The following is a 26,853-nucleotide window of genomic DNA, read 5'->3' on the forward strand; positions in this document are numbered from 1 at the left end:
CGGCCTGATACCCTCTCCCCCAGGGAGAGGGTAAAGGTCCCGAAAGCCGCACGTTATTTTTTCATCTGCGACAAAATGTTCCGGCACTGATTCGCATCCCCTTCTGACGGCGAAATTAACGCCAACAGCGCCGCCGCTGGCGTAACCAGCGTCGCGAGTGCTGCCGCCACCGCGCCGCGCGCAATCAGCGGACCGGGTTTCACACCCGCCTGCGGATTTTTAAAGGTCCCACGCACGTAGAGCGGCGAACGCAGGGTGATGATACGAATCCCCTTACTTTCCGGATCGATGGTTAAATCAAGCTGCTCGGAGGCCATACTGGCGGTGCCGGTCACGTTGATGACCGCGTTCTCTGTATCGAAGGCAAAAATTTGCGGGCGCGCCACGCCGTTGACCAGATCCAGGTTGGCCGCCGCACAGTTCACCCGCACCTCATCATCACCGAAGATTTGCCCGATGACGTAGTTCCCGACGTTCAGCCCAAGGATCTCCATCAGGTTGCGGCTCACCAGCCCGTCGTTCATCAGAAGCTTCAGGTTACCGTTACTGCTCCCGAGCAGTGCAGCCACGGAATTCCCCACGCCGCGGATATCCGCATCGCCGTTCATTTCACCCAGGGTTTTCTGCATCAATTCCACGTTCGGCATCAGCTCTTTCAGTTTGAGCCGGCGGGCCTTAATATCGGCACGCCCCTGCATCGGCTTTTTATCGCCTTCGAGGTGAATGTTCGATGAGAGGGTCCCACCCGCCATGCCAAACTTCAGCGGCTGCAGGCGTAAATCGGCATTTTTAAGCAGGATATGGGTCGAAAGATTGCTGATCGGCAGCGTACTGCCATGTTCGATTTTGCCCCCTCTAAAGCGAACATCCGCATCCATTACGTCCCACTTATCGGTCTCAAAGCGATCGTAAGGCAGGACTTTCCCCGCCGGCTGGCGATCTTTCTTCACCTCTTTCGATTTCGTGCCTTTACCGGAATCAATCCCGATCAGCGGCCCCAAATCGGCCAGCCGCAGCTGGCGAGACTCCACATCGCCTTCCAGTTTCGGACGCGATTTTCCGGTGGTGTAGGTCAACGAGCCATGGATATCGCTGTCGCCAATACGGCCATTGAAATCGCGATAATCAAATACCGACGATTTTTCCGTGTCGATTTTTGCCACCAGATGTCCGTCCGTCTCAAACGGTGGCGTATCTGGCAGCAGGACGCCAGTGAGTTCATACAGTTCACCCAGCGAATCACCGGCAAATTTCAGCCGCAGATCAACACCCCCCATGTTCATAGGGTCGTTGACGGTCCCGGTGAAGGCCACCCGCGTGTTCCCGGAGCGGAAATCCGCCTGCACAGGAAATGGCGTCGAGTCGCTTCGAAGCGCCAGCATGCCGCCAATTTTGCCAGTGCCGGTCAGGGGCTGCCCTTTGTAGCGCCCTTCGGTCTTCAGGCCGAAAACATAATCCCCGGCTTTGGCATTATCGCCCTTCGCTTTTGCACCGGTCACTTCGCTAAACGGCAGCGGTTTGCCCAACGGATCGACCAGGATCTCAATATCAGCCTTGCTAACTTTGTCGTCGATGGCGATCCGCCCGCGATCGAAGAGAATATTGTCGAGACGGAATGACCATGATGAGGGTTGCGCATTGGGATCTTTTTCGTCGCTGCTGGCGAGATCAAATGTCCAGTTGTTGTTCTTTTCGGAAAGGCGGATCAGGCGCGCATCGGGCTGCTGAAGCTTGATCCACGGCAGGTAAACCGTTTTGGTCAGTAGCGCTAACGGGGCCAGCGTGGCTTCTACGCGGGGCAGATGCACCATAGTCACGTCAGGAATATCCGGCGGGTTGCCGAGAATGATGTCGTCGGCGTGGACATGCGGCCAGGGGATCCAGCTTCGCCAGCCGGTCTCCTCTTTCTGGCGTTCCCACACCACCCCGAGATCGCCGCGTATGGCGAAGGGGCGATTGAGTTCGGTGGAGACTTTCTGGTTGATGGTCGGCTTAAGGCGGTTCCAGTCAAACGTCGCGATAATGACGACGGCGACCACGATCAACAACAATAAAATCCCTGCTGTCCAGGAGATTACCCTGGTTGTTTTTGTCATTGTTATCCCCTTTCCTGATGACCTTACCTGTAAAACTATAGTTCAGACAAAGGGAAGCGGGCAGATCAGAGGATCGTTATCACGGAATCGAGGGTATCCATTGGGACCGGACGAGAGAGGAAATAGCCTTGTGCCGCCGCCGCGGGAGAATTTTGCACATCACGCCACTCTTCCAGCGTTTCCACACCTTCCACTATCACGCCCTGGCAGTAGCGGTTCATCAGCTGTAATAACAGCGTAAACAGATTCCGCCCTTCCGGGGTCTGGCGCAGCATAATGAACAGGTCGCGGGCCACTTTAATGTAGTCGTAACGCACTTCGCTGAGGGCAGAGAAGTTCGCCATCCCGGTGCCAAAGTCATCCAGCCACAGCGGGCCGAATTCGCACATCGAGGCAAATGATGAGTCCTGTGGCAGACGAACATGCTCCACCAGCTCAAAGCGCATCCACGGTAAGGAGGCGATCAGCTCCTGTAATTTCGCGTTCTGGCGCAGCGCCAGCAGGGTGGGTCCATCGACGTTGACCGAGGCGAGGATGGCGTGCTGTTCGAAAAAGGCCTGTTTGGTTGCCAGCATACGGAGCTGTTCTTCCAGCACATCCAGGCGCTGGCGCACGGCAACTTCGGCAAAATAGCGGTCCGGTGCGATACGCTGTGAGGGGTTTGACGGGTGCGTCACGACGGTCAAAATTTCAATAGCCATCAGTCGACCGTCCGTTCGGTAGATCGGCTGATAGGTGTACGCACGCTCACATTGCAGCCAGTAGCGATGCTCCTGCAAGTTCTCAATACTTGCCTCAGGCGTAGTGCTCAGCCGCTGGATAACCTGCTCTGACTTCATTTCAGATGTCCTGTTGTTGGATGGCCTTTCTGGACTCGTCAAAGGGTTATCGGCCCGGCAATTGAGAACTTTATGTTCAATTCACCCGGAAAATGAAATTAAGCGGGCAGAAATTAACAGGAACACGCGCTGGCTCAAATAAAATAATGGAACGTCGTTTTAATATAGTTGACCGCATAATTCACTCAGCGCACACTACCGAAAATTACTCTGTTCAGGTTCACGACTATGACCAAGAAAATTGCCGTGATTGGCGAATGCATGATTGAGCTGTCACAAAAAGGCGCGGAAGTCAGCCGCGGTTTTGGTGGCGATACGTTAAACACCTCCGTTTATATTGCCCGTCAGGTTGCCCCAGAGGCCCTTACCGTGAACTACGTCACCGCCCTGGGGACGGACAGTTTCAGCCAGCAAATGCTGGAAGCCTGGCAGAGTGAGCAGGTGGACACCTCGCTGATACAGCGTATGGAAAACCGCCTGCCGGGGCTTTACTACATTGAAACCGACGATACCGGCGAGCGGACCTTCTACTACTGGCGTAACGAAGCCGCGGCCAAATTCTGGCTGGAGAGCGACGCTGCGGCAGCCATCTGCGAAGCGTTAGCCACCTTTGATTATCTTTATCTGAGCGGGATTAGCCTGGCTATTTTAAGCTCAGCCAGCCGTGAAAAGCTGCTGTCGTTACTGCGTGAATGCCGCGCCAATGGCGGCAAGGTTATTTTCGATAATAACTACCGCCCGCGCCTGTGGGCCAGCCGTGAAGAGACGCAGCAGGTTTATCAGCAGATACTGCAATGCACCGATATCGCCTTTCTGACGCTCGATGATGAAGATGCGCTGTGGGGTGAGAAACCCGTTGATGAGGTGATTGCGCGTACGCAGGCCGCCGGCGTAAGTGAAGTGGTGATTAAGCGCGGGGCTGATTCATGTCTGGTCGCCATCCCAGGTGAAGCCGTCATCGACGTTCCTGCGGTGACGTTGCCGAAAGAGAAAGTGATTGATACGACGGCGGCGGGTGATTCATTCAGTGCGGGCTATCTGGCGGTGCGTCTGACGGGCGGGACGCCTGAAGCGGCAGCCCAGCGTGGACACCTGACGGCGAGCACCGTGATCCAGTATCGCGGGGCAATTATTCCGCGTGAGGCAATGCCACAGTAAAAAAAACCCTCTCCGACAGGGAGAGGGTTCTGGATGAGGGGCATTACTGCCCCTGCGGGATATCCGTTGCGTCCTGGTGCAAATCATCTGCCGTAGCAGCCTGCGATGGCTGCGGCGCGGAGGCCATAATGGTATTCCAGGTCGACTGAAGTTCCTTCATGTCATATTCCGGCTCGCCTTTCGGCTGCAGAAGAATCAACGCCATTTCCTGCGACAGCTGCTGACGTAAGTCCTGATTCAACATATCGACGGTCAACCCCTCCAGGAAGTCCTGACGAAGCTTCTGGTACTGCTCCGGCGCGATATCCACCACCTGATTCTGCAGTGAGCGAATACGCTGGCTGATCAGAATGTCGGTATCGGCGCGGGCATACGTTGCAAACAGCTTCTGCAGCTCAAGTTTTTTCTGCGCGACCAGTGCATTGAACTCTTCTTCCGACAGGCCCTCTTTGCGCACTTTTGCCAGCTCTTTTGCCACCACGCCCAGATTCGCATTCAGCTTATCGCCCGGCGATTCAACGTTAATGGCACACTGTGCACGCTGGAACAGCACGCGGCAGTCAAAGCCGAGACCGATATTCTTCACGTTATTCTTGCTGAGCGTCTGCTGAACGTGCCAGAACAGCGCTTCACGTGCCAGATCGGCACGCCAGTAGCGCAGCAGCGCCGCTGACTCACGAATTGGCTGCCAGGCGTTATCCCACATGACGGAGAGGCGGTCCTGACGAACGGTATCCGTCATAATGCTGACAGGCTCTGCACGCAGTGGAGAGAGCGTTGGGACAGGGGCCGGTGTTTCGCGTTTGCCTTTCAGTTCGCCAAACGCTTTGTTGATCTGCTCCACCACCGCACGGCTGTCCACATTCCCCACCACGATAAGCGTCATCGCGTCCGGGGTGTACCATTTCTGGTAGAACGATTTTACCTGCTCAGCGTCCACCGGCTGTTTCAGCGGCTCGGCCGGGTCATGCCCAAGCAGCGTTGAACCCTTCAGGCGGTAACGCCACCAGCCCTCTTTGGTGTCCACAGGCCAGGTGGCAACCATGTCACTGTTGCTCAGCGCATAGTTAACGGTTTCCGGCGTAATCGCCAGATTGCCCGACGCATCGGCGAGATACGTAAGGGCTTCTTTGAGCAGGTCGTTACGGTTATTTGGCAGGCTCAGGTTGAACATGGTGTAGTCATACGAGACCACTGCCGGCGGAAGCGGGCGTTTCGGATCAATGGCCTGTTGCCAGAGCGAACGCACCTGAACTGCTTGCAAACTGCCGCTCTGCGTGAGCGCCAGTCGGGGAATAAAATGGCTAAAACCGGTTTGCTGAGTGCTTTCCGTGAGGGAGCCGGTATTAACAGACAGACGGATTTCAACACGATCACTTGGACGTTGTGGGGTGGCTAAAACCTGCCACTGAAAACCGTTCGCTAGTGTCCCTTGTTGCCAGGCCGGGTCTGGCTGGAGCGCATCTGCCTGCACATAACTGGCTGCTGCCATCATCAGCAAACCGCCGGTTAAGAGTCGAATTTTTGTGCCCTGCATGTGAACCCCTGATCAACATTCCTGGTTAAAGAGAGTGTCTCGCGACGCGTTTCACTCTAAAAGATGACGATGAAAACACGTCGATTAGACCGCGTGTTCTACAAAACGTCACGGTCAGAAGTGAAATATACCCAAAAAAAATCTTGTCGAATTATGACAGGTACGAACAGTTATTATGCGCAGGAGCCCGCATCCCGACAAGGGAATGCGGGCATTTGTGACAATATTAAGAGGATAAACCAGGAGTTTTGCTGTCTGACTGGCGATTATTTAACGTATCGTCGAGCTTTTTGTGATCCAGCTCTTTCACCCATTTTGCCACGACTACCGTTGCCACACCGTTACCTACGAGGTTGGTTAAGGCACGGGCTTCAGACATAAAGCGGTCAATACCGAGAATCAGCGCCAGCCCCGCCACCGGCAGGTGTCCGACCGCGGAAATGGTGGCCGCCAGCACGATAAAGCCACTGCCAGTGACACCTGCGGCCCCTTTAGACGAGAGCAGGAGCACCACCAGCAGGGTAACCTGATGGAAAATGTCCATATGGCTGTTGGTCGCCTGAGCGATAAACACGGCCGCCATTGTCAGGTATATCGAGGTGCCATCAAGGTTGAAGGAGTAGCCCGTCGGGATGACCAGCCCCACCACCGATTTACGGCAGCCCAGCTTTTCCATCTTATCGAGCATGCGCGGCAGGGCCGATTCTGATGAAGAGGTCCCCAGAACAATCAGCAGCTCTTCGCGGATATAACGGATAAATTTGAAAATGCTGAACCCTGCCGCGCGGGCGATTGAGCCCAGCACCACCACCACGAACAGAATACAGGTGATATAGAAGCAGATGATGAGCTGGCCCAGCTGCACCAGGGTACCCACGCCGTACTTACCGATGGTGAATGCCATCGCACCGAAGGCCCCAATGGGCGCCAGGCGCATGATCATATTGATGATGCCGAAGATGACCTGCGAGAAGCTTTCAATGACGTTAAAGATCAGCTGGCCTTTGTTGCCCAGACGGTGCAGGGCAAAGCCAAACATGACGGCAAACAGCAGCACCTGCAGAATGTTACCGCTGGCGAATGCACCGATGACGCTGCCTGGGATAACGTCCAGCAGGAAGGCCACTACCCCCTGGTCTTTCGCCTGATCGGCATACACCGCGACTGCTTTGGCATCCAGCGTCGACGGGTCAACGTTCATCCCCGCGCCGGGCTGCACCACGTTTACGATGATAAGACCAATAATCAGCGCAAGGGTACTGACCACTTCGAAATAGAGAAGCGCCACTGCACCGGTACGGCCTACCGCCTTCATGCTTTCCATGCCAGCGATGCCCGTCACGACGGTACAGAAGATCACCGGGGCGATGACCATTTTGATGAGCTTAACGAATGCGTCGCCAAGCGGTTTCATTTGTGCGCCAAGTTCAGGGTAATAGTGACCAAGCAAAATACCGATTGCGATGGCTGTCAGGACCTGAAAATAGAGACTTTTGAAGAGTGAGGTTTTCATACGGTGTCCTTGGGAAGAAAAACCACAGGCTTTGTAAGGTTATGGTTAACCTGCGGCTTTAAAATAACACCCGTATAACAGGACAGAAATAAACCCAGTTCAAATTTGAAACACAAATGTTAAGAACTTTGAGCTGGCTCGCACAAGCCAGCAACAAAATTACACGTTTGCGCTATTGTCCCCACCGGAAAGGTAGCGTTGTTCAAAGACATCCGACGGAACAGCCGGTGCAAACAGGAAGCCCTGTCCGCCCTCCACGCCCGCTTCAGCCAGCCAGGTGCGCTGCGCGTCTGTCTCAATCCCTTCGGCAATCAGCTGCAGTTTCAGGCTGCGGGCCAGCTGGATAATGGCCTGGACCATGCTGCTGTCTTCCGGCAACCCTTCAACAAAGGCTTTGTCGATTTTCAGCACATCCACCGGCAGGGTTTTCATATGCTGGAGCTGACGCAGCCCGGCATAACCCATACCGAAATCGTCCAGCGCGATGCGTATACCGGCATTACGCAGCGGTTTCAGAATCGCGACCGCCTCATTAGGATCGTCAATACGCCGGCTTTCCGTGACTTCCAGCGTCAGCGTATCAGGCTTGATCCGGTAACGATGGATCAGCTCCAGCATCTCAGACACCATGGTCGGATGCATCAGCTGCAGGGCGGACAAGTTGACCGACAGCGGGAGCGTCACGCCTCGTTCCTGCCAGGCAGCAAGCTGTCGGCACGACTCCTCCAGCACCCAGTAACCGACGGTGACCATCAGGCCACAGGATTCGATGCGCTCAATGAGCCCTTCCGGCAATTCCCATGAACCATCCGGCTGCTGCACGCGCAGCAGCGCTTCCGCGCTGATCACCTCGCCCGTCAGCAAATTCACCTGCGGCTGGAGCCAGAGGGCAAACTGACGGTTATCCAGCGCGGTCAAAATGTCGCTCTCTTCCGTCAGGCGCTGCTGCGCCCTTTCCATCTGTTCCGGGTCGAAGAACTGGATCTGATTTTTCCCTTTGCGCCGGGCGGTAAACGCCGCCGAGAAAGCACGACGGTAAAGCTGTTCCGCCGTTAAGTCACCGTAGTACATCGCAATACCGATACTGGCGCTTGGACGAAGCTGGATGCCCTGAATGGGCAGCCGCTCATTAATGACAGTGAGTACTTGCTGACCTAACGTGATCGCATGCCACGGCTCTTTCACGCCGTTGGCAATTACCACCAGGTCATACCCGCTGACCTGGGTCAGCACCATGCGCGGGGCCAGCACGGACTTCACTTTCTCCACCAGCGTCAGGAGCAGCATTTCACGCTGGTTCTCTTTGAGCACGCCGGCGGTGTCCTGCAGGGTTTCACAGGCGATCACCATCAGCGCGGTAGTTTGCTGGCGGGCAACAGTCTGTTCCAGCATCGCCATCAGGAAGGCTTTATTGGGCAGCTCCGACACCGGGAAGCGCGTGGCGCTGCTGTTCAGCTCATCCTGCTGGCGCTGCATCCGCTGCTGGTTGAGGTTATAGCTGCGTACCAGCATACCAATCTCGTCATCATGATGAAGACGCGGCAGCGGAAGCTGATGCCCCACCTGGTCCTGCGGTGAAAGCGTGTTCAACTCCCGGGCAATCCGGCGTAGCGGATGCACAATCAGACGGTTAATACACCAGGTCAGCGCCACGCTCAGAATAAGCGTCATAAGTAAGCAAGTGGTCACTAACGTGACAACCCAGCTCATGACGAACTTGTACATGCGGTACGAGTCTGCCTGCAGAACAAGGTAGGCCAACGGCTGTGGATTCGCGGGACGCTCAAGCGAATAGACCGGCAGCGAAATCTGCACCGGCAGTTCAAACAGTCGCATCACCATCATGGGAACCGGTCGCTCGGGGATAAAACTCATCCGCAGCGCCTGAAACTGATTGGGTAACACCACGTCTGCGCGGCTCACGACACCGGCAGGCTGAATGCGTTTTAAAATGGTTTCCGCTTCGGGAATATCCCCTTTCAAAATAGAGGCAGAGAGCGGGCCACGCACTGAGCGGGCAATACTTTCTAATTGCGAAGCCGTGTTATAGCGATTCTGCTGTACGGAATGAAACAGCAAAATTACGCAAAAAAGGAGTACAAACAGCATTGTGACGGCAGAAACCATCGCCATCTGTTTGATAGTTAAGGAACGGCTGACACGCAAAATGACTCTCCACAAAACTCGAAGCGCAGGGCGCACCAGGGTGTAAACCTGGTGCGCCTGAGTATACCCGATTGCTGTACTTTTAAGAGAGACTTACAAATGGATTAAGTTAAATCCGATTACCAGTCCGCATAAGGGATCAGCGGCTGCGGCGGTAAGTCCATATCGCCCTGCCAGCCTGCAGCAGAGTAGCGTACATAAAGCAGTGCGTGGCTTGGGGTATAATCTTTTGCTTCCTGAATATCCACACCGAGGCCCACAAACCAGTTGGACGTGACCCGGCGCTCGATAATGGCCCGTGCGGTATAACCCGTGCCTGAGGAGCTGCTGCCGGTTTCCATTTCGCCTCTGTCGGTGTAGCGACCGGGCTCATCGGTCGGAATCAGTCCCTGAATGGGGTAGCGCATCACGTCGTTAGTTTTAGAATGAGACCATGACACCGATCCGCCCAGCTCCCAGGACCAGTTCTCGGTACGTTTACGCCAGGTGACAGGCAACGCGAAGGAGACATACTCCTGCGGGCTGTAATAACCGCCCTGACCCAGGGTATAACCACTCAGATCTTTATCGTAGTGCCAGAGCATGTTGCTCACGCCGACGGTCAGACGCTCATTGTTTTTATTGATGAGCTTGTAGTAGTAACCGGTCATCCAGCGGACGCGCCAGTTATCTTCCACATTTTTACCCGTCAGCGTTTCCGCATTCAGGCTCGACCAGACGCCGTGCGCCTCACCTTTGTCATAACTGATGCTCGCGCCACCGCCGGTTGCGCGCACGCCGCCCCAGGTGGTGCCGGTGTTGGTATCTTTTTGCCCGGCAAAGGCGAGCAGAGAGCTGGAGATCGGGCGACGATGGGCATTAACGGTATAACCGATTGGCCCCAGGTCACTGCTGTAGCTTACACCACCGACCACGTCGACAACGTCAAAGCCCATCGGCGTGGTACCAATATCCCACGCCCAGGTTTTGTTCTGCCAGCCCACGGCAATACTCGCACCATTTGCTGACTGATGCGTGTTGCCACTACACGGCGTTTCGGCACAAGTGCCCCATTTCGGATCGTAGGTACCGTTATCGGTGGAAAAGGACCCGGCATCCATATTGACCAAATCGCTACGCAGGAACATACGGCCATCCGCCAGTGGTGCATCCGCCTGTAACATGGTGGTATGCGCTTTAAGATCGGAATAGCCGCCGGTGCCGCTGGAGCCCCAGTAATCATGCTGCAGCGTGACGTTAACATCCTGCTGACGGTACAAATCACCGGCGTCGCTACGCACGCCGCGTTTCAGCCAGTCGTCTTTTTCGTCGTTACGCGTCAGGCGGGTAAAGCTGTCATTGTCAGCCGGACGTGTCGTCGTGACGCCTGACGACACCATCGCATCTTTATACGTTTCCAGTGCCTGCTGAGGCTGACCATTTTGCGTCTGGAAACGGGCGGCATCACGTAATACCAGCGCGTTTTCCATAGATGCAGGCTGTGATTTCGCCTGAGGAATAATCTTGCTGAACGTCTGCTCTGCGGCGGCGGAATCCCCAAGGCCTGCCTGCGCCATCGCGATCCGGCGCTGCATATTGAGCGACAGCGGCTCTCCGTTTTGCGCAGCAGGCAGTTTTGCCAGCGCGGCACGGGCTGCCTCTTTGTTGCCCTGGGCGCTATACACTTCGGTCAGACCGAGGATCGCATCTTCGTTCTGCGGTTCACGCTCCAGCACGGTGTTGTAAGCCGTTTTCGCGGCCTCCAGATCGCCACGCTGCTGCGCCCAGTCCGCAAGGGTTAAGTCGATACGGGTAGAGGACGGTTGCTGGCGAAGGAGGTTTTCCGCCTCCTGCTCTTTGCCGCTGTCGCGCAGTCGGTTTGCCGTTTCCAGCGTCTGGTTACTCTGCAGGCGGTCGGCAAGCTCCTTAATATTGGCGTTCCACTGGCTGCGCGGAAGCGTCTCCAGATGCGTGAGCGCGGCCCGGTCCTGATCGTTTCCGGAGAGATACAGCCCACTGGCATACACCTGTTCCGGATCGGACGGTTTCTGGCTGGCAAGCTGGCGCATCAGGTTATCCGCCTGGCTGCGCTGGCCCGCGCTATAGAGATCGCGCGACAGACGGTAGGTTATCCAGACGTCGCCCGGAGAGAGTGCCAGACGACGACGCTGAATTTCCGCCGCCTGAGCGTATTGGCCCTGATTTTCCAGCTGTTCCGCCTGGGCTGACAGCTGCTCGTTGGTCAGGCTGCGTTCAATATCATCAATGCTTCGGCGCTGGCTGGCAGAGAGCGACTGGATAAACTGCGAGGCCTTTTCCGGGGACTGCGCACGATAAACATTGGCAAGGCCACGAACGGCATTGCTGTTACCGCTGTCCATACGCAGCGCCTGACGGTAATAACGTTCTGCCGCAGCCGTGTCTTTACGCGCCGCCGCAGCATCTCCCAGCCCCAGCACCGCATAACTGTCGGTATTGTCGAGGGCACGCGCCTGCTGGTAATAACGTTCCGCCTGCGCCGTATTGTTCGCTTTCAGGGCGGTATCACCCTGCTGGATCAGCAGCCAGTAGCGGTTAACTTTCAGCAAACTGTCCCATTTACCGCGGTTATCGCTCTGCGGATCGAGGGCGATCGCCTTTTCAAACTGCGCCACCGCACGGGCGCGATCGCCTTTCTGAGAGTACGCCTGTCCAAGCGCGCCCACGGCTTCGCTGTCGGCATGATTTGCGCTGACCGCTTTTTGCAGATCCGCCACCGCCTTATCGCCCTGCCCGGCATCCACCGCCGCCAGCCCTTGTGCTTTCGCACGGAAGGTTGGATCGGCGAGCTGTTTTTGCTGCGTATCAAGTTGAGTACGCGCCGCCGCTACGCTGTCGCCGTCGCTGAAGACGCTCAGGTATTTTTGCAGCGCGCTGACGCTGGCGTTGCTGACAGGCTGATCTTTGATCTGCTCATACCACATATCAGATGCCTGGCTGCGACCATTGCTGGATTTGGCCATCTCCTGCAACACCGCAAAGCCTTCATCGCGACGACCGGTCTGGAACAGCAGCTGTGCCAGCGTGCCCTGCAGCTGCGTATTGCCCGGGCTGCTGGCGTTAATTTTCTTCAGCTGGTTAATGGCGACGCTACGGCGGGCAGGATCTTTCGCCACAACATTCCAGTATTCCGTCGCCACGTCACCGCCCGGCGGATTACCGTCAAAAAGCTTGTCATAGGCCGCAATGGCCTCCTGAGTATGACCCGTTGTAGCCAGTAACCGGGCCTGCTGTAACTGCTGACGGCCTTCAGGCGTAGAAAGCAGCATCGTATTGCGCGAGGACTGATACGCACTGGAGCCCGGCGCGATCCCTTTCAGACGATCCAGCTCTTTTTGCGCACCGGCGTTATCACCCTGACGAAGCAGGTAACGAAAGCGCGCCGCAATGACGTCGGGGTTGTTCGGGTCAATCAGCTCAAGGCGGTAGAGCGACTGACGAACCAAATCCTCACGCTGCGTCGATTCACCCAGCCGCACCTGTTGCAGCAGCTGTTGCTGCTGCGGGGAGTTAGCGGCCTGAGCCAGCGGCATCAGCGCCAGGCCAAGCGATAAACTGAGAAGATTTACTGTGAAGTTGCGCATTCCTGGCCCCAGTCCGGTATTAATTCACCTTGAGCGGTGAAGCGAAAACGATGCTGATCCCATCCTTGCCCGAAGAGAGTCAGTACGTAGCTGTAATAGGCATTATTATCGGGAAAATTATCTGCAACGCGCTGGCGCTGTACCGCCTGCGCATCACGCTGCTGTAAAAAAGGCAGCATCGCAGCGGAAAAGCCGACCGGCCCCTTGCCCGCAGGCTTCCCGCTCGCCACATCCACTTTTTCCGGCGGTACACCGTGTTTCGTTGTCATTGTCGCCATCGGCCGGAAGCGCGTAAGCAACCGGGCTTTCTGGGCGTCTTTGTCACTCATCATTCCGACCCAGAGGTAGACGCGGATGGCGTCGTAGCCGCCCACCAGCGATTTATCCTGCTGCAAATGCCAGCCTCTGTTTTTCTGATACTGCACCCAGTCCGGCGAAAACCCCTTTGGCGCCGTTTCCAGCAACAAGCGCAGGTTGGTTTCACGAAGGGTCGTCCACGGGGCACCAAAGCGCGTGAAATAGCTCGCTATCTGCGGAGGAAGATAGCTGGGGTTAAAGCGCCAGGCTTTCTCCTCGGCAAAACCGACCTTCCCGGGCAGCAGCATGGAGCCGAGTCCCGGTACTTTCACCACTTCCTCATGGGCAATGCGTTTAAGGAGCGCCTTACCCGTGCGGGTATAGTCCGGATGTTTCCACAGCCGGCCCGCCTCAAGCAGTGACCATGCAATCCAGACATCGGCATCCGAGGCGGAGTTGGTATCGATTATCGCCCAGTTGTCGTGGTCTTTCTGACCCCATAGCCAGGCGGGCAAATTATCGTTCAGATTGCCCCCGGCCAGGTTGTCGCGCGTCCACGTCAGCAATTGATCAAAGGCTTTGCGATCGTTCGCGGCCAGGGCAAAGAACAACGCATAGCTTTGCCCTTCCGACGTGGTGATTTTGCGCGTGTCGCTGGGATCAATGACACGCCCGCTCTCACTGATGTAATCCTTTTTAAACTGCTCCCAGGCAGGCCAGGTGCAGGCGGCGCGAAGAGGGATCGCCGCCAGCATCAACGCTGCTAACACACACCAGCGAAACGCTTTCATCACCTGTTACTCATCCGGGTTAAGGCGACGACGGCTGATGATACGCAGCAGACGCCACAGCACCCACGCCAGCAACACCACGCTGACGGCTGCCAGGATAGCCAGCAGAACCGGATGGTTAGCCAGCGCATACCACAGACGCTCGAACCACGGCAGATGGCCCACATAGTACACATCGCCCACGCGCAGGCTATTGACCCCAGACTCGCGGATCACCGCCACCGAACCATACATCGCGGCACGTTTGCCGCTGTCGTTCATCGCGCTGTTGAGTAACGCATACCCACGCGGGCTGTCCGCCAGGAGCGCCACTACGCTACGCTGCTCGTTGTAAGGTGACTGGAAGCCAACCACCGCGGCCATTGGTCCCTGAGACGTAACGGTTGTCTGCACGCTGGCCTGACGATCGTTAATATCCGGCATAATGCTCGGGAACTCGGTCTGACGCAGTGGCGTGTTAACCCAGGACTGGGCTGCTTTGACCAGCAGATCGATACGCTTGTCATCCTTCAGCTTATCCGGGATGTTACCGATGACCATGATGTCCGCGTCTTTGTTCTGGATCTGGCTACCATCGTCAGTCAACGTGACGTTAATTGCCGGTAATCCGGTCTGCGCACCCACGGACGCCATGGTGTCCAGCAGGGTCGTCACCTGGCCCTCATTTGGCGCTTTTGGCATGACGACAATGGATTCAGAGAGATCGGCCATACGGCTGAACGGGAAGCTGGCATTAGCAAATGCACGCAGGTCCGGCATGGCAAGGAAGTGGTAATACTTCGAGAAGTCGATGGTTGACTCATCCCCAATCACAACGTGGTTCTGTACTTGCTGGAAGGTGATGCAGTTATCCACCGAGCCGCCAGGCATCGGGTTCATATACTGGAAATCAAAGCGCAGCTGGTTGATCGCCCCAAGCTTCAGCGCCGGAATAGAGACGTCCGTTTTCCCGTCCAGCAGCCCCTGCAACACCGGCAGACGGAGCATCAGTCGGTTAGTATCCTGCGTGCTTGTCAGACTGAAAGATTGCAGGAACTGGTTGTTCAGGCTGATATCCATGCGTGAACTGTCTTTGGTTGCCGGCGCGGTGTAACGGTAGCTCAGATTGATATCAATACCGTTGGTGCGCAGCAGGTACAGGTCTGGCGGCAGATTCAGTGACAGACTAATCGGGGCTGGCTCAAGCCCCGTCGCCTGCAGCTGTTCTTCATACGTTTTCAATTCGCCAAACGTGACGGCACGGTCAGTGCGCACCCAGTTTGGTGCGTCATAAGGTTTACGCGGCAGCAGCGGTTTAACCTCATCCACCACCACGCTGTTTCCACGGAACAGAACGTTACCCTGGGCAATGCCCTTGGCCGCCTGCACCAGGTCTTTATCATCACGCCCGAAGACCACCAGCAGCTTCACGTACGGGTTATCCGGGTGGCTCATCATCTCAATGGTCGGCGCTTTTACGTCCGGGTGATCGCGCAGGAAGGCAGGACGTTTCGCGTTGGTCGCAAACACGATCGCGTTTCTGTCCGGCATTTTGTCGTACATCACCGGGAAGTTCTGCCCGCGCCAGCCAGAACGTGAACCAAACCACGATGCCACAATGGTGGCCGCCAGCTGCTCGGTGACGTCCGGAGACGCCGCAAACACCATTGGCAGCACTAACTGACGACTATCACGCGGATCAAAGAACGGAACCGGGAACGACGAGAGGTCGTTTTTCAGCGCCAGCGACTGGTAGGTCATCTGCAGCGAAGAGTTGCGTCCTACGTCTACCCACAGGGTATTGCTGGCAGGGTTCTCACAGACGTCACGGTAGTGACCGACAAACTCCAGACGTATGCGGTTAAAGTCGGTGATGAAAAGAGGGTTAATCGGCACCTGGGCCTGTGTTTTCTTACCCAGTTGCTCTTTTGTGACGGGCAGGACGTCCATCAGCTCATCATTCAGGTAAACCTTCAGCTGAGACTGTACCGGCAACAGCGACGGCGATGGCGTGTATTCAAGGTTCAGCATGGCGTGAGAGACAACCTCATCGCTGCGCATACCGAACTCAATGCCGCCGTTAGGGTTAATACCGCGCAGCACCATGCTGCCCGGCGGCGGCGCAATCTGCGCAAAGCTCAGCTTCACGTCCCGTGACGGGGCATCTTCCGCGACAATAGGCGCGTTCGCTCCCTGTACGCCCGGCATCACCTGACCGACGACATTGCTGTCTGCCGGCAGGGTGTTGCCGTCCGTAGGCTGGTTCGGAATGACGTTTTCCGTTTGACCGGGTGCCGCGGTGATAACCGGATCGGTCGCCTGGGCGACCACAGGTACCGTCGGAGCAGGCGTTGCCGCTGCGTTATCGGGTGCTGCGTTAGCCATCGTTGTGGGGAGCGCACTTACCCCCATTGCCACTGCACATAACCAGGAAAGTTTAGTTTTCATCGCGTTATCATCATTGTTGAGCCATAACCGGGTCCGCCTGCTTCGCCTCATCCCGCTCGGGACGACGAGGAACGAACGATACGATCCAGGAAACCAGCGAAGTAAGGGACCGGAAAATTAATTTCACCGACGACGGGGCAAATTCTGCAAGGTGACGATAGCCACGGAACCCCAGCTTCAGAATATCCAGCAGGCTTTCCAGAGGTTTATCTTCCGGGAAGCTGTCCTGCCAGAGAGCCCACGTGTCCGCGCGGGCAAACGTACACTGCACAAAATCAATATGTTGCTTTTTCGTCAGCGGCATCAGTTGCAGACCGACTTCATTACCGGCTACACGCACCACCTGCGTCGGGAAGACGTACTCCTGCTGGCCGCGCTTCAGCAGCAGGTTAACCTTCTGCCCTTCCAGCACCTTCGCCTGACCGTTGATTTTTATCCCCAGACCACCGTCTGAGAAGTCGTGCACGGTACAGGAGAAGAGGTGACCATCTTCACGGGCGATTGCCGCAGGCATGCAGATTTCCACGCGATGCGCACGGCGGACCTGTTTGCTCTCCACCGACACCGCAACCGCGCCGCCGAGGATAATCAGGTTGTAGAACACCCATGCCATGCTCACGAACACGGTCAGGATCTCGTTTTCCGGGCCGTAGAAGTAGCGCCAGATACCGGCAATCACGCCCACGATATTCAGCAACACCAGGAAGATGTACGGCCGGGAGATGACCCAGTCGACATACTCCTCTTCCACCAGACCGCCCTTCGCGGTGACGTTGAATTTACCTTTGTGCGGGTTGATCAGCGCCACCATCGTCGGCGGCGCGATGTACCAGGCCAGCACCGTTTCGTAGATTTCACTCCAGAACGAATGGCGGTATTTACCCTGAATCTTCGAGTTCGTCAGGCTCGCGTGAATCATGTGCGGCAGAACGAACAGCGCAATCATCAGCGCAGGCGCGTAGATGATATAGGCGTGAAGAAGCAGGAACGCCAGCGGCGCGGTCAGGAAGATGAGGCGCGGGATACCGGACAGGAAGTGGAACATGGCGTTGACGTAGCACAGACGCTGCGCGAGTTTCAGCCCTTTCCCAATCAGGGGGTTATCGAGACGGAAAATCTGCACCATGCCGCGCGCCCAGCGAATACGCTGGCCGATGTGCGCCGAGAGAGATTCCGTTGCCAGACCCGCGGCCTGCGGAATACGCATATACGCAGAGGTGTAGCCCCGACGGTGCAGGCGCAGCGAGGTATGCGCATCTTCGGTGACCGTTTCGACGGCAATGCCACCGATCTCATCCAGCGGTTTACGGCGAATAACCGCACAGGAACCGCAGAAGAAAGTCGCATCCCACATGTCGTTCCCGTCCTGCACCAGGCCATAGAACAGCGTACCTTCGTTAGGGGTTTTACGGAAACGGCCAAGGTTACGTTCAAATGGATCCGGCGAGAAGAAATGGTGCGGCGTCTGCATCATCGCCAGCTCTTTCCCCTTCAGGAACCAGCCCATCGTCATCTGCAGGAACGAGCGCGTCGGCACGTGGTCGCAGTCAAAGATTGAGACAAACTCACCTTTGGCATACTTGAGGGCGTTGTTGATGTTCCCGGCCTTTGCGTGTTCATGCGTGGTACGGGCGATGTACTCGACACCCACCTCTTCCGCGAACTGGCGGAACGCCGGGCGGCCGCCGTCATCCAGGACCCAGATTTTGAGTTTATCTTTCGGCCAGTCGATGCCCAGCGCGGCGTAAATCGTGTTTTTTACCACGCTCAGGTCTTCGTTGTAGGTCGGCACGAAGAGATCGACAGACGGCCATTGTGACGTGTCTTTTGGCAGCGGAACCGGCTGACGGTTGAGCGGCCAGATGACCTGGAAATACCCCAGCACCAGTACAACCCAGGCGTACGTTTCCGCAAACAGCAGAACCAGACCGCACACCAGGCTGACCGGGTCATCCCAGTTGAGCGTTGAGGTGTAACGCCACCAGATGTAGCGACAGGAGACGGTCAGTGACAGCACAATCAGCATCAGGGCGGAGAAGCGTCCCGGGATACGGCGCACCAGCAATGCCACGCCCCACAGCAGGATCAGGAAGGTGAACTGCGCCAGAGGGTTAAAGGGCTGCGTAATACAGACCAGGGCCAGAATGAGCGAGAAAACGACGATTACGCCGAGTATAAAACGCCGCAAGCCCGGGTGCAGATGCCCGAGCTCTTTATGGTTATCCAGATGGCTGGTCTTGTCACCCACACGGTCAGGCAAACTGTCCAGCCACTGGTGATAGCGCTCACGTAAATGTTGCACGCGGGAGAAGCTGCGCCAGCGCGGCGCTTTGTGTTCTGAGCGGGACGACGTGGCCACCAGCCAGACAGCCTGAATGATATAACGCGCCGGATCCAACGGTCGCGGGCGGTCGGGATGAATATGCGGATATAACTCACTGTGCTGCGCACGAATGCGCTGCCAGCGCGGGTGTTCGAGAGGAATGAACGTCCAGGCCAGAATCATCCAGAAGCAGCCGAGCGCGGCGCTGAATGCCGAAGCTCCGTGCCGGCGAAAATGCCGGTAATGTTCGCTCAGACGCGAACTGACCGGCGGGATGAGTAACCAGCTGGCGAGACGGCTCATACAGAACTCCCTGCAGGCTCTGCCCCTTTGGCAAAGTGCAGCAGACACCAATTCGCCAGCGTCAGGATCTCTTCTGCCGCCAGGGAATCGCTGCGGTATTCACCGAGTGGCTGTTTGGAGGCCAGGCATTCCGCCATGCCCTCATCACGATGGATAACAATCGGCAGCAGACGGCGCTGGCTTTGCAGCCAAACCTGATACAGGTCGTCCTGGATCTGGCTGCCAATGCGTAAATCATTAATCAGGATATGACCATTTTCAGGCAACCCTTGCTGATGCAGACGGATATGGCAATTCGCGTCGACGTTCACAATCGACAGCACGCGATCGCACTGCGCCATAAGCTGTCGGGTCAGCGTGCCGGCGCCGTGCGGCAGATCCAGAAGGATCCACTTATAATGGCCTTTTTCTTTCAGCTCCTGCAGCGCGACGGTGAACTGGGAAAACAGACGCTGATAGGCAGCTTCATTTTCACGCTCGGTAGTGGTCAATTGGCCAAAGGGCAGTACATCAAGCTGCGAGGTATAACGCATACCCGCATCGCGCCAGTCTTTATCATCAAGCAGCGCGCGAGCCCAACCCTCTGTACGCGTAAAGTCGACATTAAACGACATGCGCAGCAAATTATCGGCACAGGCGTCAATCACCAATACCGATTCACCTAAAAGCTGTAATGACCACGCCAGCGCCGCGGTAACGGATGTTGTACCTACTCCACCACGGACGCCCTGTAATCCTAGTATGGCCATCAATGGCTCCCTTATTGTTGTTGGGCAAATTCAGCTAATAGCGGCCAACGTTTAATAGCCGCGGCCAACTGTTCCCGCTGGGAAATGTCGGTGTAATCTATTTCAGGTAATGAAAACGCCTGCGTCAGCGCCAGAAAGTCGTTCTGGAATGTGTAACCCAGGGTTGAGTCGACTGGGGTGCCGGGTTCGTTATTATCCATTCTATTCCATCCCTTTGAGTAAAATCGCACAATCAGAAGTAGCGAGGCTTCCTGCCCTATCAAATTTCATTTACATGCTAAATCTGATGTTCTTTAATTTCAATGTTAGGTTTATTTCTACGCTTTCGCTAGTAAACTGAGATACAGAGAAATTAAACGAAAAGAGGGACACCGTGGACTCCATATTTTCTATTGGCATCCAGTCATTATGGGACGAATTGAGCCACATGCCAGTCGGAGGAGTCTGGTGGATTAATACGGATCGTAATGAAGATGCTATCAGTCTGGTAAACAAGACAATTGCCGCTCAGGGCAAGGATTCCCGCGTGGCCGTCGTGAGCATGGGCGAAGAGCCAAAGAAAATTATCACCCTTGAAAACGATCGCGGTCCGCAGACGGTGCGATTATTTTCCATGCCTGCGGAGGCCGATAGTCTATACTTTTTGTCCCGCGACATTCAGTGCTCTATTGATCCGGATCACTATCTGGTGATTCTGAAATGCTCAAATAACGCCCTGCAAAATATCCCTGCTGAAAAACTACTGCCCTGGCTGGAAAAAATCAATAAATGGGCAAAATTTCAAAATTGCACGCTATTGATAGTCAATCCTGGCAGTAATAACGACAAACTGTTTTCCCTTTTAATGGGCGAATATCGCTCCCTGTTTGGTCTGGCGAGTCTTCGGAACCAGGCAGACAGCTATCTCTACGATATTGCGTTCTGGTGTAATGAAAAAGGCGTAAGCGCCAGACAACAGCTCACCCTTAAACATATTGAGGGCGAATGGCACCTGGCGCAGCAGGAAGAAACCGTGGTGCAACCGCGCAGCGATGAAAAACGAATCCTGAGCCATATTGCCGTTTTAGAGGGGGCGCCTGCGCTCTCGGAAAATTGGTCGTTGTTTGATTCTAACGAAGCGCTTTTTAATGAAGCTCGCACAACCCAGGCAGCAACCATTGTTTTTTCGCTCATGCAAAATAACCAGATTGAAACGCTGGCGCGACAGATCCACACCTTACGTCGCCAGCGCGGAAGCGCCTTAAAAATAGTGGTGCGCGAAAATAACACCAGCCTTCGCGCCACGGATGAGCGCCTGCTTCTGGGCTGCGGTGCCAATATGGTGATTCCGTGGAATGCGCCGTTATCACGCTGCCTGACGCTTCTCGAAAGCGTTCAGGGCCAGCAGTTCAACCGTCACGTACCGGAAGATATCTCCACCCTGCTCTCCATGACGCAGCCGATGAAGCTGCGCGGATACCAGAAATGGGATACCTTCTGCGACGCCGTCGGCAACATGATGAGCAACACGCTGCTTCCTGCAGACGGGAAAGGGGTGATGGTTGCCCTGCGCCCGGTACCGGGTATCCGCGTTGAACAGGCGCTCACGTTATGCCGTCCGAACCGCACAGGAGACATTATGACCATCGGCGACAACCGCCTGGTGCTGTTCTTGTCCTTCTGCCGGATAAACGATCTTGATACCGCCCTTAACCATATCTTCCCCCTGCCAACCGGGGATATTTTCTCGAACCGTATGATCTGGTTCGAAGATAATTCTATCAGTGCAGAGCTGGTGCAGATGCGCGCCCTCGAGCCTGAACAATGGGCGAAACCGCTCACCGTGAAGAGCGATGCCAAACCGATTCTCAACGCCCGACATGACGGACACGTCTGGCGGCGAATACCGGAACCCCTTCGCCTGTTAACTGAGAATGGGGAGAACGCACCATCATGAATATCAGCGATATCATTCAACTGGTCGTATTCTGTGCGCTGATCTTTTTCCCGCTTGGCTACTATGCACGCCATTCCATACGCCGTATCCGCGATACGGCCAGAGTGCTGTTTGTAAAACCTCGCTATGTAAAACCAGCCGGAACACTGACACGGGCATCACACGTCAAGGCAGACCGAAAACATGACTAATTCTACCTATACCGCTTCGTCACCATCGCCGCTCTGGCAATACTGGCGCGGCCTTTCCGGCTGGAACTTCTACTTTCTGGTGAAGTTTGGTCTGCTGTGGGCAGGCTATCTGAATTTCCATCCCCTGCTCAACCTGGTGTTTATGGCTTTCCTGCTGATGCCTTTGCCCAATATCAGGCTGCATCGCTTGCGTCACTGGATTGCTATCCCTGTCGGCTTTGCTCTGTTCTGGCATGACACCTGGCTGCCGGGACCGGACAGCATTATGAGTCAGGGTTCGCAGGTGGCAGGGTTTAGCGCCAGCTATGTCCTTGACCTGACCGAGCGCTTTATTAACTGGCAAATGATAGGTGCCGTCTTTGTGCTGCTGGTGGCCTGGCTGTTCCTGTCACAATGGATCCGCGTCACGGTATTTGTCGTCGCCATTATGATCTGGCTGAACGTGCTAACGCTTGCAGGTCCAGACTTCTCCCTGTGGCCCGCGGGTCAACCCACGACCACGGTGACCACTACCGGGGGAAGTGCAGCGGCAACCGTCACGACGGCAGGTGATACGCCTGTGGTCGGCGATATCCCGACGCAGACCGCACCGCCGACGTCCACTAACCTGAACGCCTGGCTCTCCAGCTTCTATACCGCGGAAGATAAACGTCAGACCAAATTCCCGGAAGCCCTGCCGGCGGATGCTCAGCCGTTTGAGCTGCTGGTGATCAACATCTGTTCCCTCTCCTGGGCTGACGTCGATGCCGCGGGTTTGATGTCTCACCCGCTGTGGTCCCATTTCGATATCCAGTTTAAAGACTTTAACTCTGCCACTTCGTACAGCGGCCCGGCGGCAATTCGCCTGCTTCGCGCAAGCTGCGGTCAGACATCGCATAAGAACCTGTATCAACCCGCCGGCAACCAGTGTTATCTGTTCGATAACCTCTCAAAACTGGGCTTCACGCAGCATCTGATGCTGGGACATAACGGCCAGTTCGGTAACTTCCTGAAAGAGGTGCGCGAACAGGGTGGTATGCAGGCACAGCTGATGGATCAAACCGGACTGCCGGTCACTCTGCTGGGCTTTGACGGTTCACCTGTTTATGACGATACCGCCGTGCTGCAACGCTGGCTGAAGACCATCGAAAAAGACAGTAATCCGCGCAGTGCAACGTTCTACAACACGCTGCCGCTTCACGATGGTAACCACTTCCCTGGCGTGAGCAAAACGGCAGATTATAAAGTTCGTGCGCAGAAATTCTTCGATGAACTGGACGCGTTCTTTACGGAGCTGGATAAATCGGGCCGTAAAGTGATGGTGGTTGTGGTACCTGAACACGGCGCCGCGCTGAAAGGCGACAGAATGCAGGTGTCAGGTCTGCGTGATATCCCTAGCCCGTCTATTACCAACGTACCGGCAGGCATTAAATTCTTTGGTATGAAGGCACCTCATCAGGGCGCACCGATTGAGATCGCTCAGCCAACCAGCTATCTGGCCATTTCAGAACTGGTTGCCCGCGCGGTTGACGGCAAACTGTTTGTGGAAGACAGCGTGAACTGGGATCAGCTCACCAGTAACCTGCCGCAAACTGCCGAAGTCTCTGAGAACGCGAACGCGGTTGTGATTCAGTATCAGAACAAACCGTACGTTCGCCTGAACGGTGGAGACTGGGTACCTTATCCGCAGTAAACCGCATTTCCCTCTCCCCCCAGGGGAGAGGGCTCACCCGTTCCGTTATGGCTGCTCAGCAAGCCATACAAGCATTTTCAGGCTTGCGGAGTAGTAATCATCCTTTGCAGTGATCTCGGGTTCTCCGGATGGCTGTCCCATCGTTAAATCACGTACCGCCAGCAGCCCCCCTTCCATCATGTAAGGCGCATATTCATTGGTCGTCACGTTTACCCATGCGGGAGTTTGTTCGCGGGGGAACTGACCGAACCAGGCTCGCCACGGCGTTAACAGCGGGCTCTTCTTATCAGACCAGGCAAGGTAAAGTGGAATGCGGATCGCGTCGTAGCTCATCCGTGGCGGCCAGGCTTTGGCCGGGGACAGCGTGCCCGTAGAGCCCAGTGAGACCCAGTCCGTGGGAAGTCTGGCTTTACCCGATCCCATTTTTGCCAGCAAGCGATGGCCATCCTGAATCAACTTGCCCCAGACCGGCGAATGGCTGCGGCTGGCAAAGGCCTGCCAGGCCGGGAAGACGAAATAAGAGGGGTTAAGCACGATCTCACCGTCGAGGGTAAACCCCTGGACACCGGGCAGCATCACGCGGTAACCCGCATAACGGGTCACGGTGTGGCTAATGAGTGCTTTCGTTATCGCATCCGATGCGGCGCTGTACTGTTTGTCATGCCAGCGCGTATCCGCTTTCAACAGCGCCCAGGCAATCAGGACATCGCCATCGGCGGCGTTATTTTTGTCAGCAATCGGGTTGGACTCGGCAGGGTTATAACGCCAGTAAAACAGACCATTTTCTTTGTTCTTTAACGTACCGTCAGTCCATTTCCAGAGCTTATCGAACGTGGCTTTATCGTCGTTAGCCACCGCCATCAGCATGGCGAAGCCCTGGCCTTCAGTATGCGAAACATTGCCGTTGCCGGTATCGACAATCCGCCCTTCCGGCGTAAAGAAGCGTGCTTTGTAACTCTCCCAGGCCTGGCCCGCCTGAGAGAGGGGGGAGAACAGTAAACTCATCATGACGGCCAGAGCGGCGCATGCGGGTTTTCGCATAATGGGTTATTCCGCGCTGCGCAGTGAAATCTCACCGCCCACCCAGGGTTTGATCACGCCATCCTGCTCCAGGAGCAACGCGCCCTGTGCGTCGATGCCGCGGGAAATACCGTAGATCTCTTTATCACCAATCAGCAATTTCACCGGACGGTTAATAAAGTTATCCAGCTTTTCCCAACGGGACAGGAAGGATGCCAGCCCCTCTTGTTCAAAGAGCGAAAGCGAACTGCGTAATTCTTTAATCATACGCACGGCAAGGGTGTTGCGATCGATGGTGATCCCCGCTTCCTGCAGGTTGGTCCACGCCTGATTCACCACGTCATTTTGTACATTGCGCATCACCATATTGAGGCCTGCACCAATGACAATTTGCGCCGCGTCGCCTGTTTTACCCGTTAATTCAACGAGAATACCGGCAAGTTTACGATCGTTCAGATAAAGATCGTTTGGCCATTTCACCCGCACCTTATCAGCGCCCAGATCGTGCAACACTTCTGCCATCACAATCCCGATGACCAGACTCAGGCCAACAGCAGCAGCGGGACCCTGCTCCAGACGCCAGTACATGGAGAGATAGAGGTTGGCACCAAATGGCGAAAACCACTTGCGGCCTCGACGGCCACGCCCGGCCTGCTGGTACTCGGCTACACAGGCATCCCCGGAGGATAATTCGCTGAGTCGATCCATAAGGTACTGGTTGGTCGAATCGATCACCGGCAAGACCGCAACATTGCCATGCTCTACCTGGCTGCGGATCAGCTCTTCATTCAGCAGCTGAATCGGCTCCGGCAGGCTATAGCCTTTTCCGGGTACCGTAAAGACATCAACACCCCAGTCGCGGAGAGTCTGGATATGCTTGTTAATGGCGGCACGGCTCATGCCCAGGTGTTCACCCAACTGCTCGCCGGAATGGAATTCACCGTCGGCAAGAATGCTTATCAGGGTTAAAGGGATAGTATTGTCCTTCACGCGATAACCTCCACGGCATTCACTTCACCCGTACGGCCAATGAAGCGGACCTCTGGCTCCAGCCAGACGTTAAATTTTTCGCCCACTTGCTGACGGACGTGATGGGCCAACTGGACAACATCCTCGCTGGTCGCATCGTTTTGATTAATCAGCACCAGAGCCTGCTGGCGATGAACGGCCGCACCGCCCACGGAGGCGCCTTTTAACTGGCACTGATCGATAAGCCAGCCCGCGGCCAGCTTCACGCTACCATCCGCCTGTGGGTAATGGGGGGCGGCAGGCCAACCTGCAAGAAACGCTTGTGCGTTTTCGCTGCTGATAACCGGGTTTTTGAAGAAGCTTCCCGCATTTCCATTCACTTTAGGATCAGGAAGTTTGGTCGTGCGCATATGGCACACCGAGTCAAAAACGTCACGGGCAGTCGCCGTTTCGGGATCGAGACGCGTTAAATCACCGTAGGTCAGCACCGGCTGCCAGTTTTTTGACAGACGCAGGCCTACGGCGACAATCACGTAGCGATCCTGATATTCATGCTTGAAAATACTGTCACGGTAGCCAAAACGGCACTGTTCAGCGGTTAAACGCTGAGCCGCGCCGGTCGCCAGCTCAATACAATCTACGTATTCACAAACGTGTTTCAGTTCGATGCCATAGGCACCGATATTTTGAATGGGGGATGATCCGGCGCAGCCAGGGATAAGGGCAAGGTTTTCCAGTCCAGGCATCCCTTTGTCCAGGGTGTATTGCACCAGATGATGCCAGTTTTCACCGGCGCCAACGTGCAGATACCAGCTATCGGCGCGCTCTTCCACATCAATTCCCATGATACGGTTAACGATCACCGTTCCCGCAAAATCATCGAGAAACAGGACATTACTTCCTTCGCCCAGAATCAGTACAGGTTCGTCTTGTTCTGTTGCGCTTTGCCAGGCATCCAGCAGCTGCTGTGCAGTATCGGCACGTACAATTTTATTGGCATTACGTTGAATGCCAAAGGTATTCCAGGGCTTAAGGGAGTGATTCATAGACGCTATCCTGAGACAAAAACCGGGATAGTTTACCGTATATACGGGGGGATAGGTGATTAGTTTAGAGCAACGAGGAAGGGATAAAAACGCAAAAAGGCCATCCTTTCGGATGGCCTCTTCACTTATTTGATGCCTGGCAGTTCCCTACTCTCACATGGGGAGACCCCACACTACCATCGGCGCTACGGCGTTTCACTTCTGAGTTCGGCATGGGG

18 protein-coding genes and 1 rRNA gene are annotated in these 26,853 nt (G+C 55.7%); 4 read left to right on the plus strand and 15 right to left on the minus strand.

The genetic code is table 11. The annotated features are described in order from the left end of the window. Positions 1–53: 53 nt before the first annotated feature. Positions 54–2,096: an AsmA family protein gene (locus AC2FAP_RS19305; protein ID WP_449541981.1), complete on the minus strand. Its 2,043-nt coding sequence runs from the start codon at positions 2,094–2,096 to the stop codon at positions 54–56. Between the two features lie 65 nt (positions 2,097–2,161). Beyond that, positions 2,162–2,935, minus strand: a complete 774-nt coding sequence (gene pdeH, locus AC2FAP_RS19310) for a cyclic-guanylate-specific phosphodiesterase (protein WP_020884490.1) — start codon at positions 2,933–2,935, stop codon at positions 2,162–2,164. A 228-nt stretch (positions 2,936–3,163) separates the two neighbouring features. Here pdeH and kdgK point away from each other — a divergent pair, with 228 nt between their 5' ends. Beyond that, positions 3,164–4,093, plus strand: a complete 930-nt coding sequence (kdgK, locus tag AC2FAP_RS19315; RefSeq protein WP_014172085.1) for a 2-dehydro-3-deoxygluconokinase — start codon at positions 3,164–3,166, stop codon at positions 4,091–4,093. Between the two features lie 43 nt (positions 4,094–4,136). Here the strand turns inward: kdgK and AC2FAP_RS19320 are convergent, their stop codons facing one another. From AC2FAP_RS19320 to bcsR, 9 genes are all read right to left on the minus strand, one after another. Next, a complete protein-coding gene (locus AC2FAP_RS19320) occupies positions 4,137–5,630 on the minus strand; it encodes a M16 family metallopeptidase (protein ID WP_014172086.1) in 1,494 nt (497 codons plus the stop codon). A 226-nt stretch (positions 5,631–5,856) separates the two neighbouring features. Beyond that, on the minus strand, positions 5,857–7,143 hold the full coding sequence (locus AC2FAP_RS19325) for a dicarboxylate/amino acid:cation symporter (protein WP_014172087.1): 1,287 nt from the start codon (positions 7,141–7,143) through the stop codon (positions 5,857–5,859). Positions 7,144–7,302: 159 nt separating this feature from the next. Beyond that, entirely contained in the window at positions 7,303–9,309 is a 2,007-nt protein-coding gene (hmsP, locus tag AC2FAP_RS19330) for a biofilm formation regulator HmsP (protein WP_025202803.1), read from the minus strand. A gap of 119 nt (positions 9,310–9,428) precedes the next feature. Further along, entirely contained in the window at positions 9,429–12,911 is a 3,483-nt protein-coding gene (bcsC, locus tag AC2FAP_RS19335; RefSeq protein WP_449541982.1) for a cellulose synthase complex outer membrane protein BcsC, read from the minus strand. Then, positions 12,893–13,999, minus strand: a complete 1,107-nt coding sequence (bcsZ, locus tag AC2FAP_RS19340) for a cellulose synthase complex periplasmic endoglucanase BcsZ (protein ID WP_020884485.1) — start codon at positions 13,997–13,999, stop codon at positions 12,893–12,895. Before bcsZ ends, bcsC begins: the two co-directional genes overlap by 19 nt. A gap of 6 nt (positions 14,000–14,005) precedes the next feature. Then, on the minus strand, positions 14,006–16,426 hold the full coding sequence (bcsB, locus tag AC2FAP_RS19345) for a cellulose biosynthesis cyclic di-GMP-binding regulatory protein BcsB (protein WP_322416226.1): 2,421 nt from the start codon (positions 16,424–16,426) through the stop codon (positions 14,006–14,008). Between the two features lie 10 nt (positions 16,427–16,436). Then, on the minus strand, positions 16,437–19,052 hold the full coding sequence (gene bcsA, locus AC2FAP_RS19350) for a UDP-forming cellulose synthase catalytic subunit (RefSeq protein ID WP_449541983.1): 2,616 nt from the start codon (positions 19,050–19,052) through the stop codon (positions 16,437–16,439). Next, positions 19,049–19,801: a cellulose biosynthesis protein BcsQ gene (gene bcsQ, locus AC2FAP_RS19355; protein ID WP_025202798.1), complete on the minus strand. Its 753-nt coding sequence runs from the start codon at positions 19,799–19,801 to the stop codon at positions 19,049–19,051. Before bcsQ ends, bcsA begins: the two co-directional genes overlap by 4 nt. Before the next feature lie 11 nt (positions 19,802–19,812). After that, complete coding sequence (gene bcsR, locus AC2FAP_RS19360) at positions 19,813–20,001, minus strand: cellulose biosynthesis protein BcsR (protein ID WP_020884481.1); 189 nt, start codon at positions 19,999–20,001, stop codon at positions 19,813–19,815. 173 nt (positions 20,002–20,174) lie between these two features. Between bcsR and bcsE the strand changes: the two genes are divergently transcribed. The 3 genes from bcsE to bcsG are packed head-to-tail and all read left to right on the plus strand — an operon-like array spanning position 20,175 to position 23,600. Then, positions 20,175–21,737, plus strand: a complete 1,563-nt coding sequence (gene bcsE, locus AC2FAP_RS19365; RefSeq protein WP_020884480.1) for a cellulose biosynthesis c-di-GMP-binding protein BcsE — start codon at positions 20,175–20,177, stop codon at positions 21,735–21,737. Next, the gene (gene bcsF / locus AC2FAP_RS19370; protein ID WP_025202797.1) at positions 21,731–21,928 is read left to right on the plus strand and encodes a cellulose biosynthesis protein BcsF; all 198 of its coding nucleotides are present in this window, start codon (positions 21,731–21,733) and stop codon (positions 21,926–21,928) included. Before bcsE ends, bcsF begins: the two co-directional genes overlap by 7 nt. Then, positions 21,921–23,600: a cellulose biosynthesis protein BcsG gene (bcsG, locus tag AC2FAP_RS19375; protein ID WP_020884479.1), complete on the plus strand. Its 1,680-nt coding sequence runs from the start codon at positions 21,921–21,923 to the stop codon at positions 23,598–23,600. Before bcsF ends, bcsG begins: the two co-directional genes overlap by 8 nt. Positions 23,601–23,645: 45 nt before the next feature. Here the strand turns inward: bcsG and AC2FAP_RS19380 are convergent, their stop codons facing one another. The 4 genes from AC2FAP_RS19380 to rrf form a co-directional block, all read right to left on the minus strand. Continuing rightward, the gene (locus tag AC2FAP_RS19380; RefSeq protein ID WP_020884478.1) at positions 23,646–24,641 is read right to left on the minus strand and encodes a family 8 glycosyl hydrolase; all 996 of its coding nucleotides are present in this window, start codon (positions 24,639–24,641) and stop codon (positions 23,646–23,648) included. Between the two features lie 6 nt (positions 24,642–24,647). Then, complete coding sequence (birA, locus tag AC2FAP_RS19385) at positions 24,648–25,610, minus strand: bifunctional biotin--[acetyl-CoA-carboxylase] ligase/biotin operon repressor BirA (RefSeq protein ID WP_032680102.1); 963 nt, start codon at positions 25,608–25,610, stop codon at positions 24,648–24,650. After that, a complete protein-coding gene (gene murB / locus AC2FAP_RS19390; protein WP_429862634.1) occupies positions 25,607–26,635 on the minus strand; it encodes a UDP-N-acetylmuramate dehydrogenase in 1,029 nt (342 codons plus the stop codon). Before murB ends, birA begins: the two co-directional genes overlap by 4 nt. Positions 26,636–26,769: 134 nt before the next feature. Continuing rightward, positions 26,770–26,853: ribosomal RNA gene (rrf, locus tag AC2FAP_RS19395) — 5S ribosomal RNA — on the minus strand; the annotation flags it as partial.

The sequence above is a fragment of the Enterobacter cloacae complex sp. 394I7 genome, assembly GCF_057320345.1.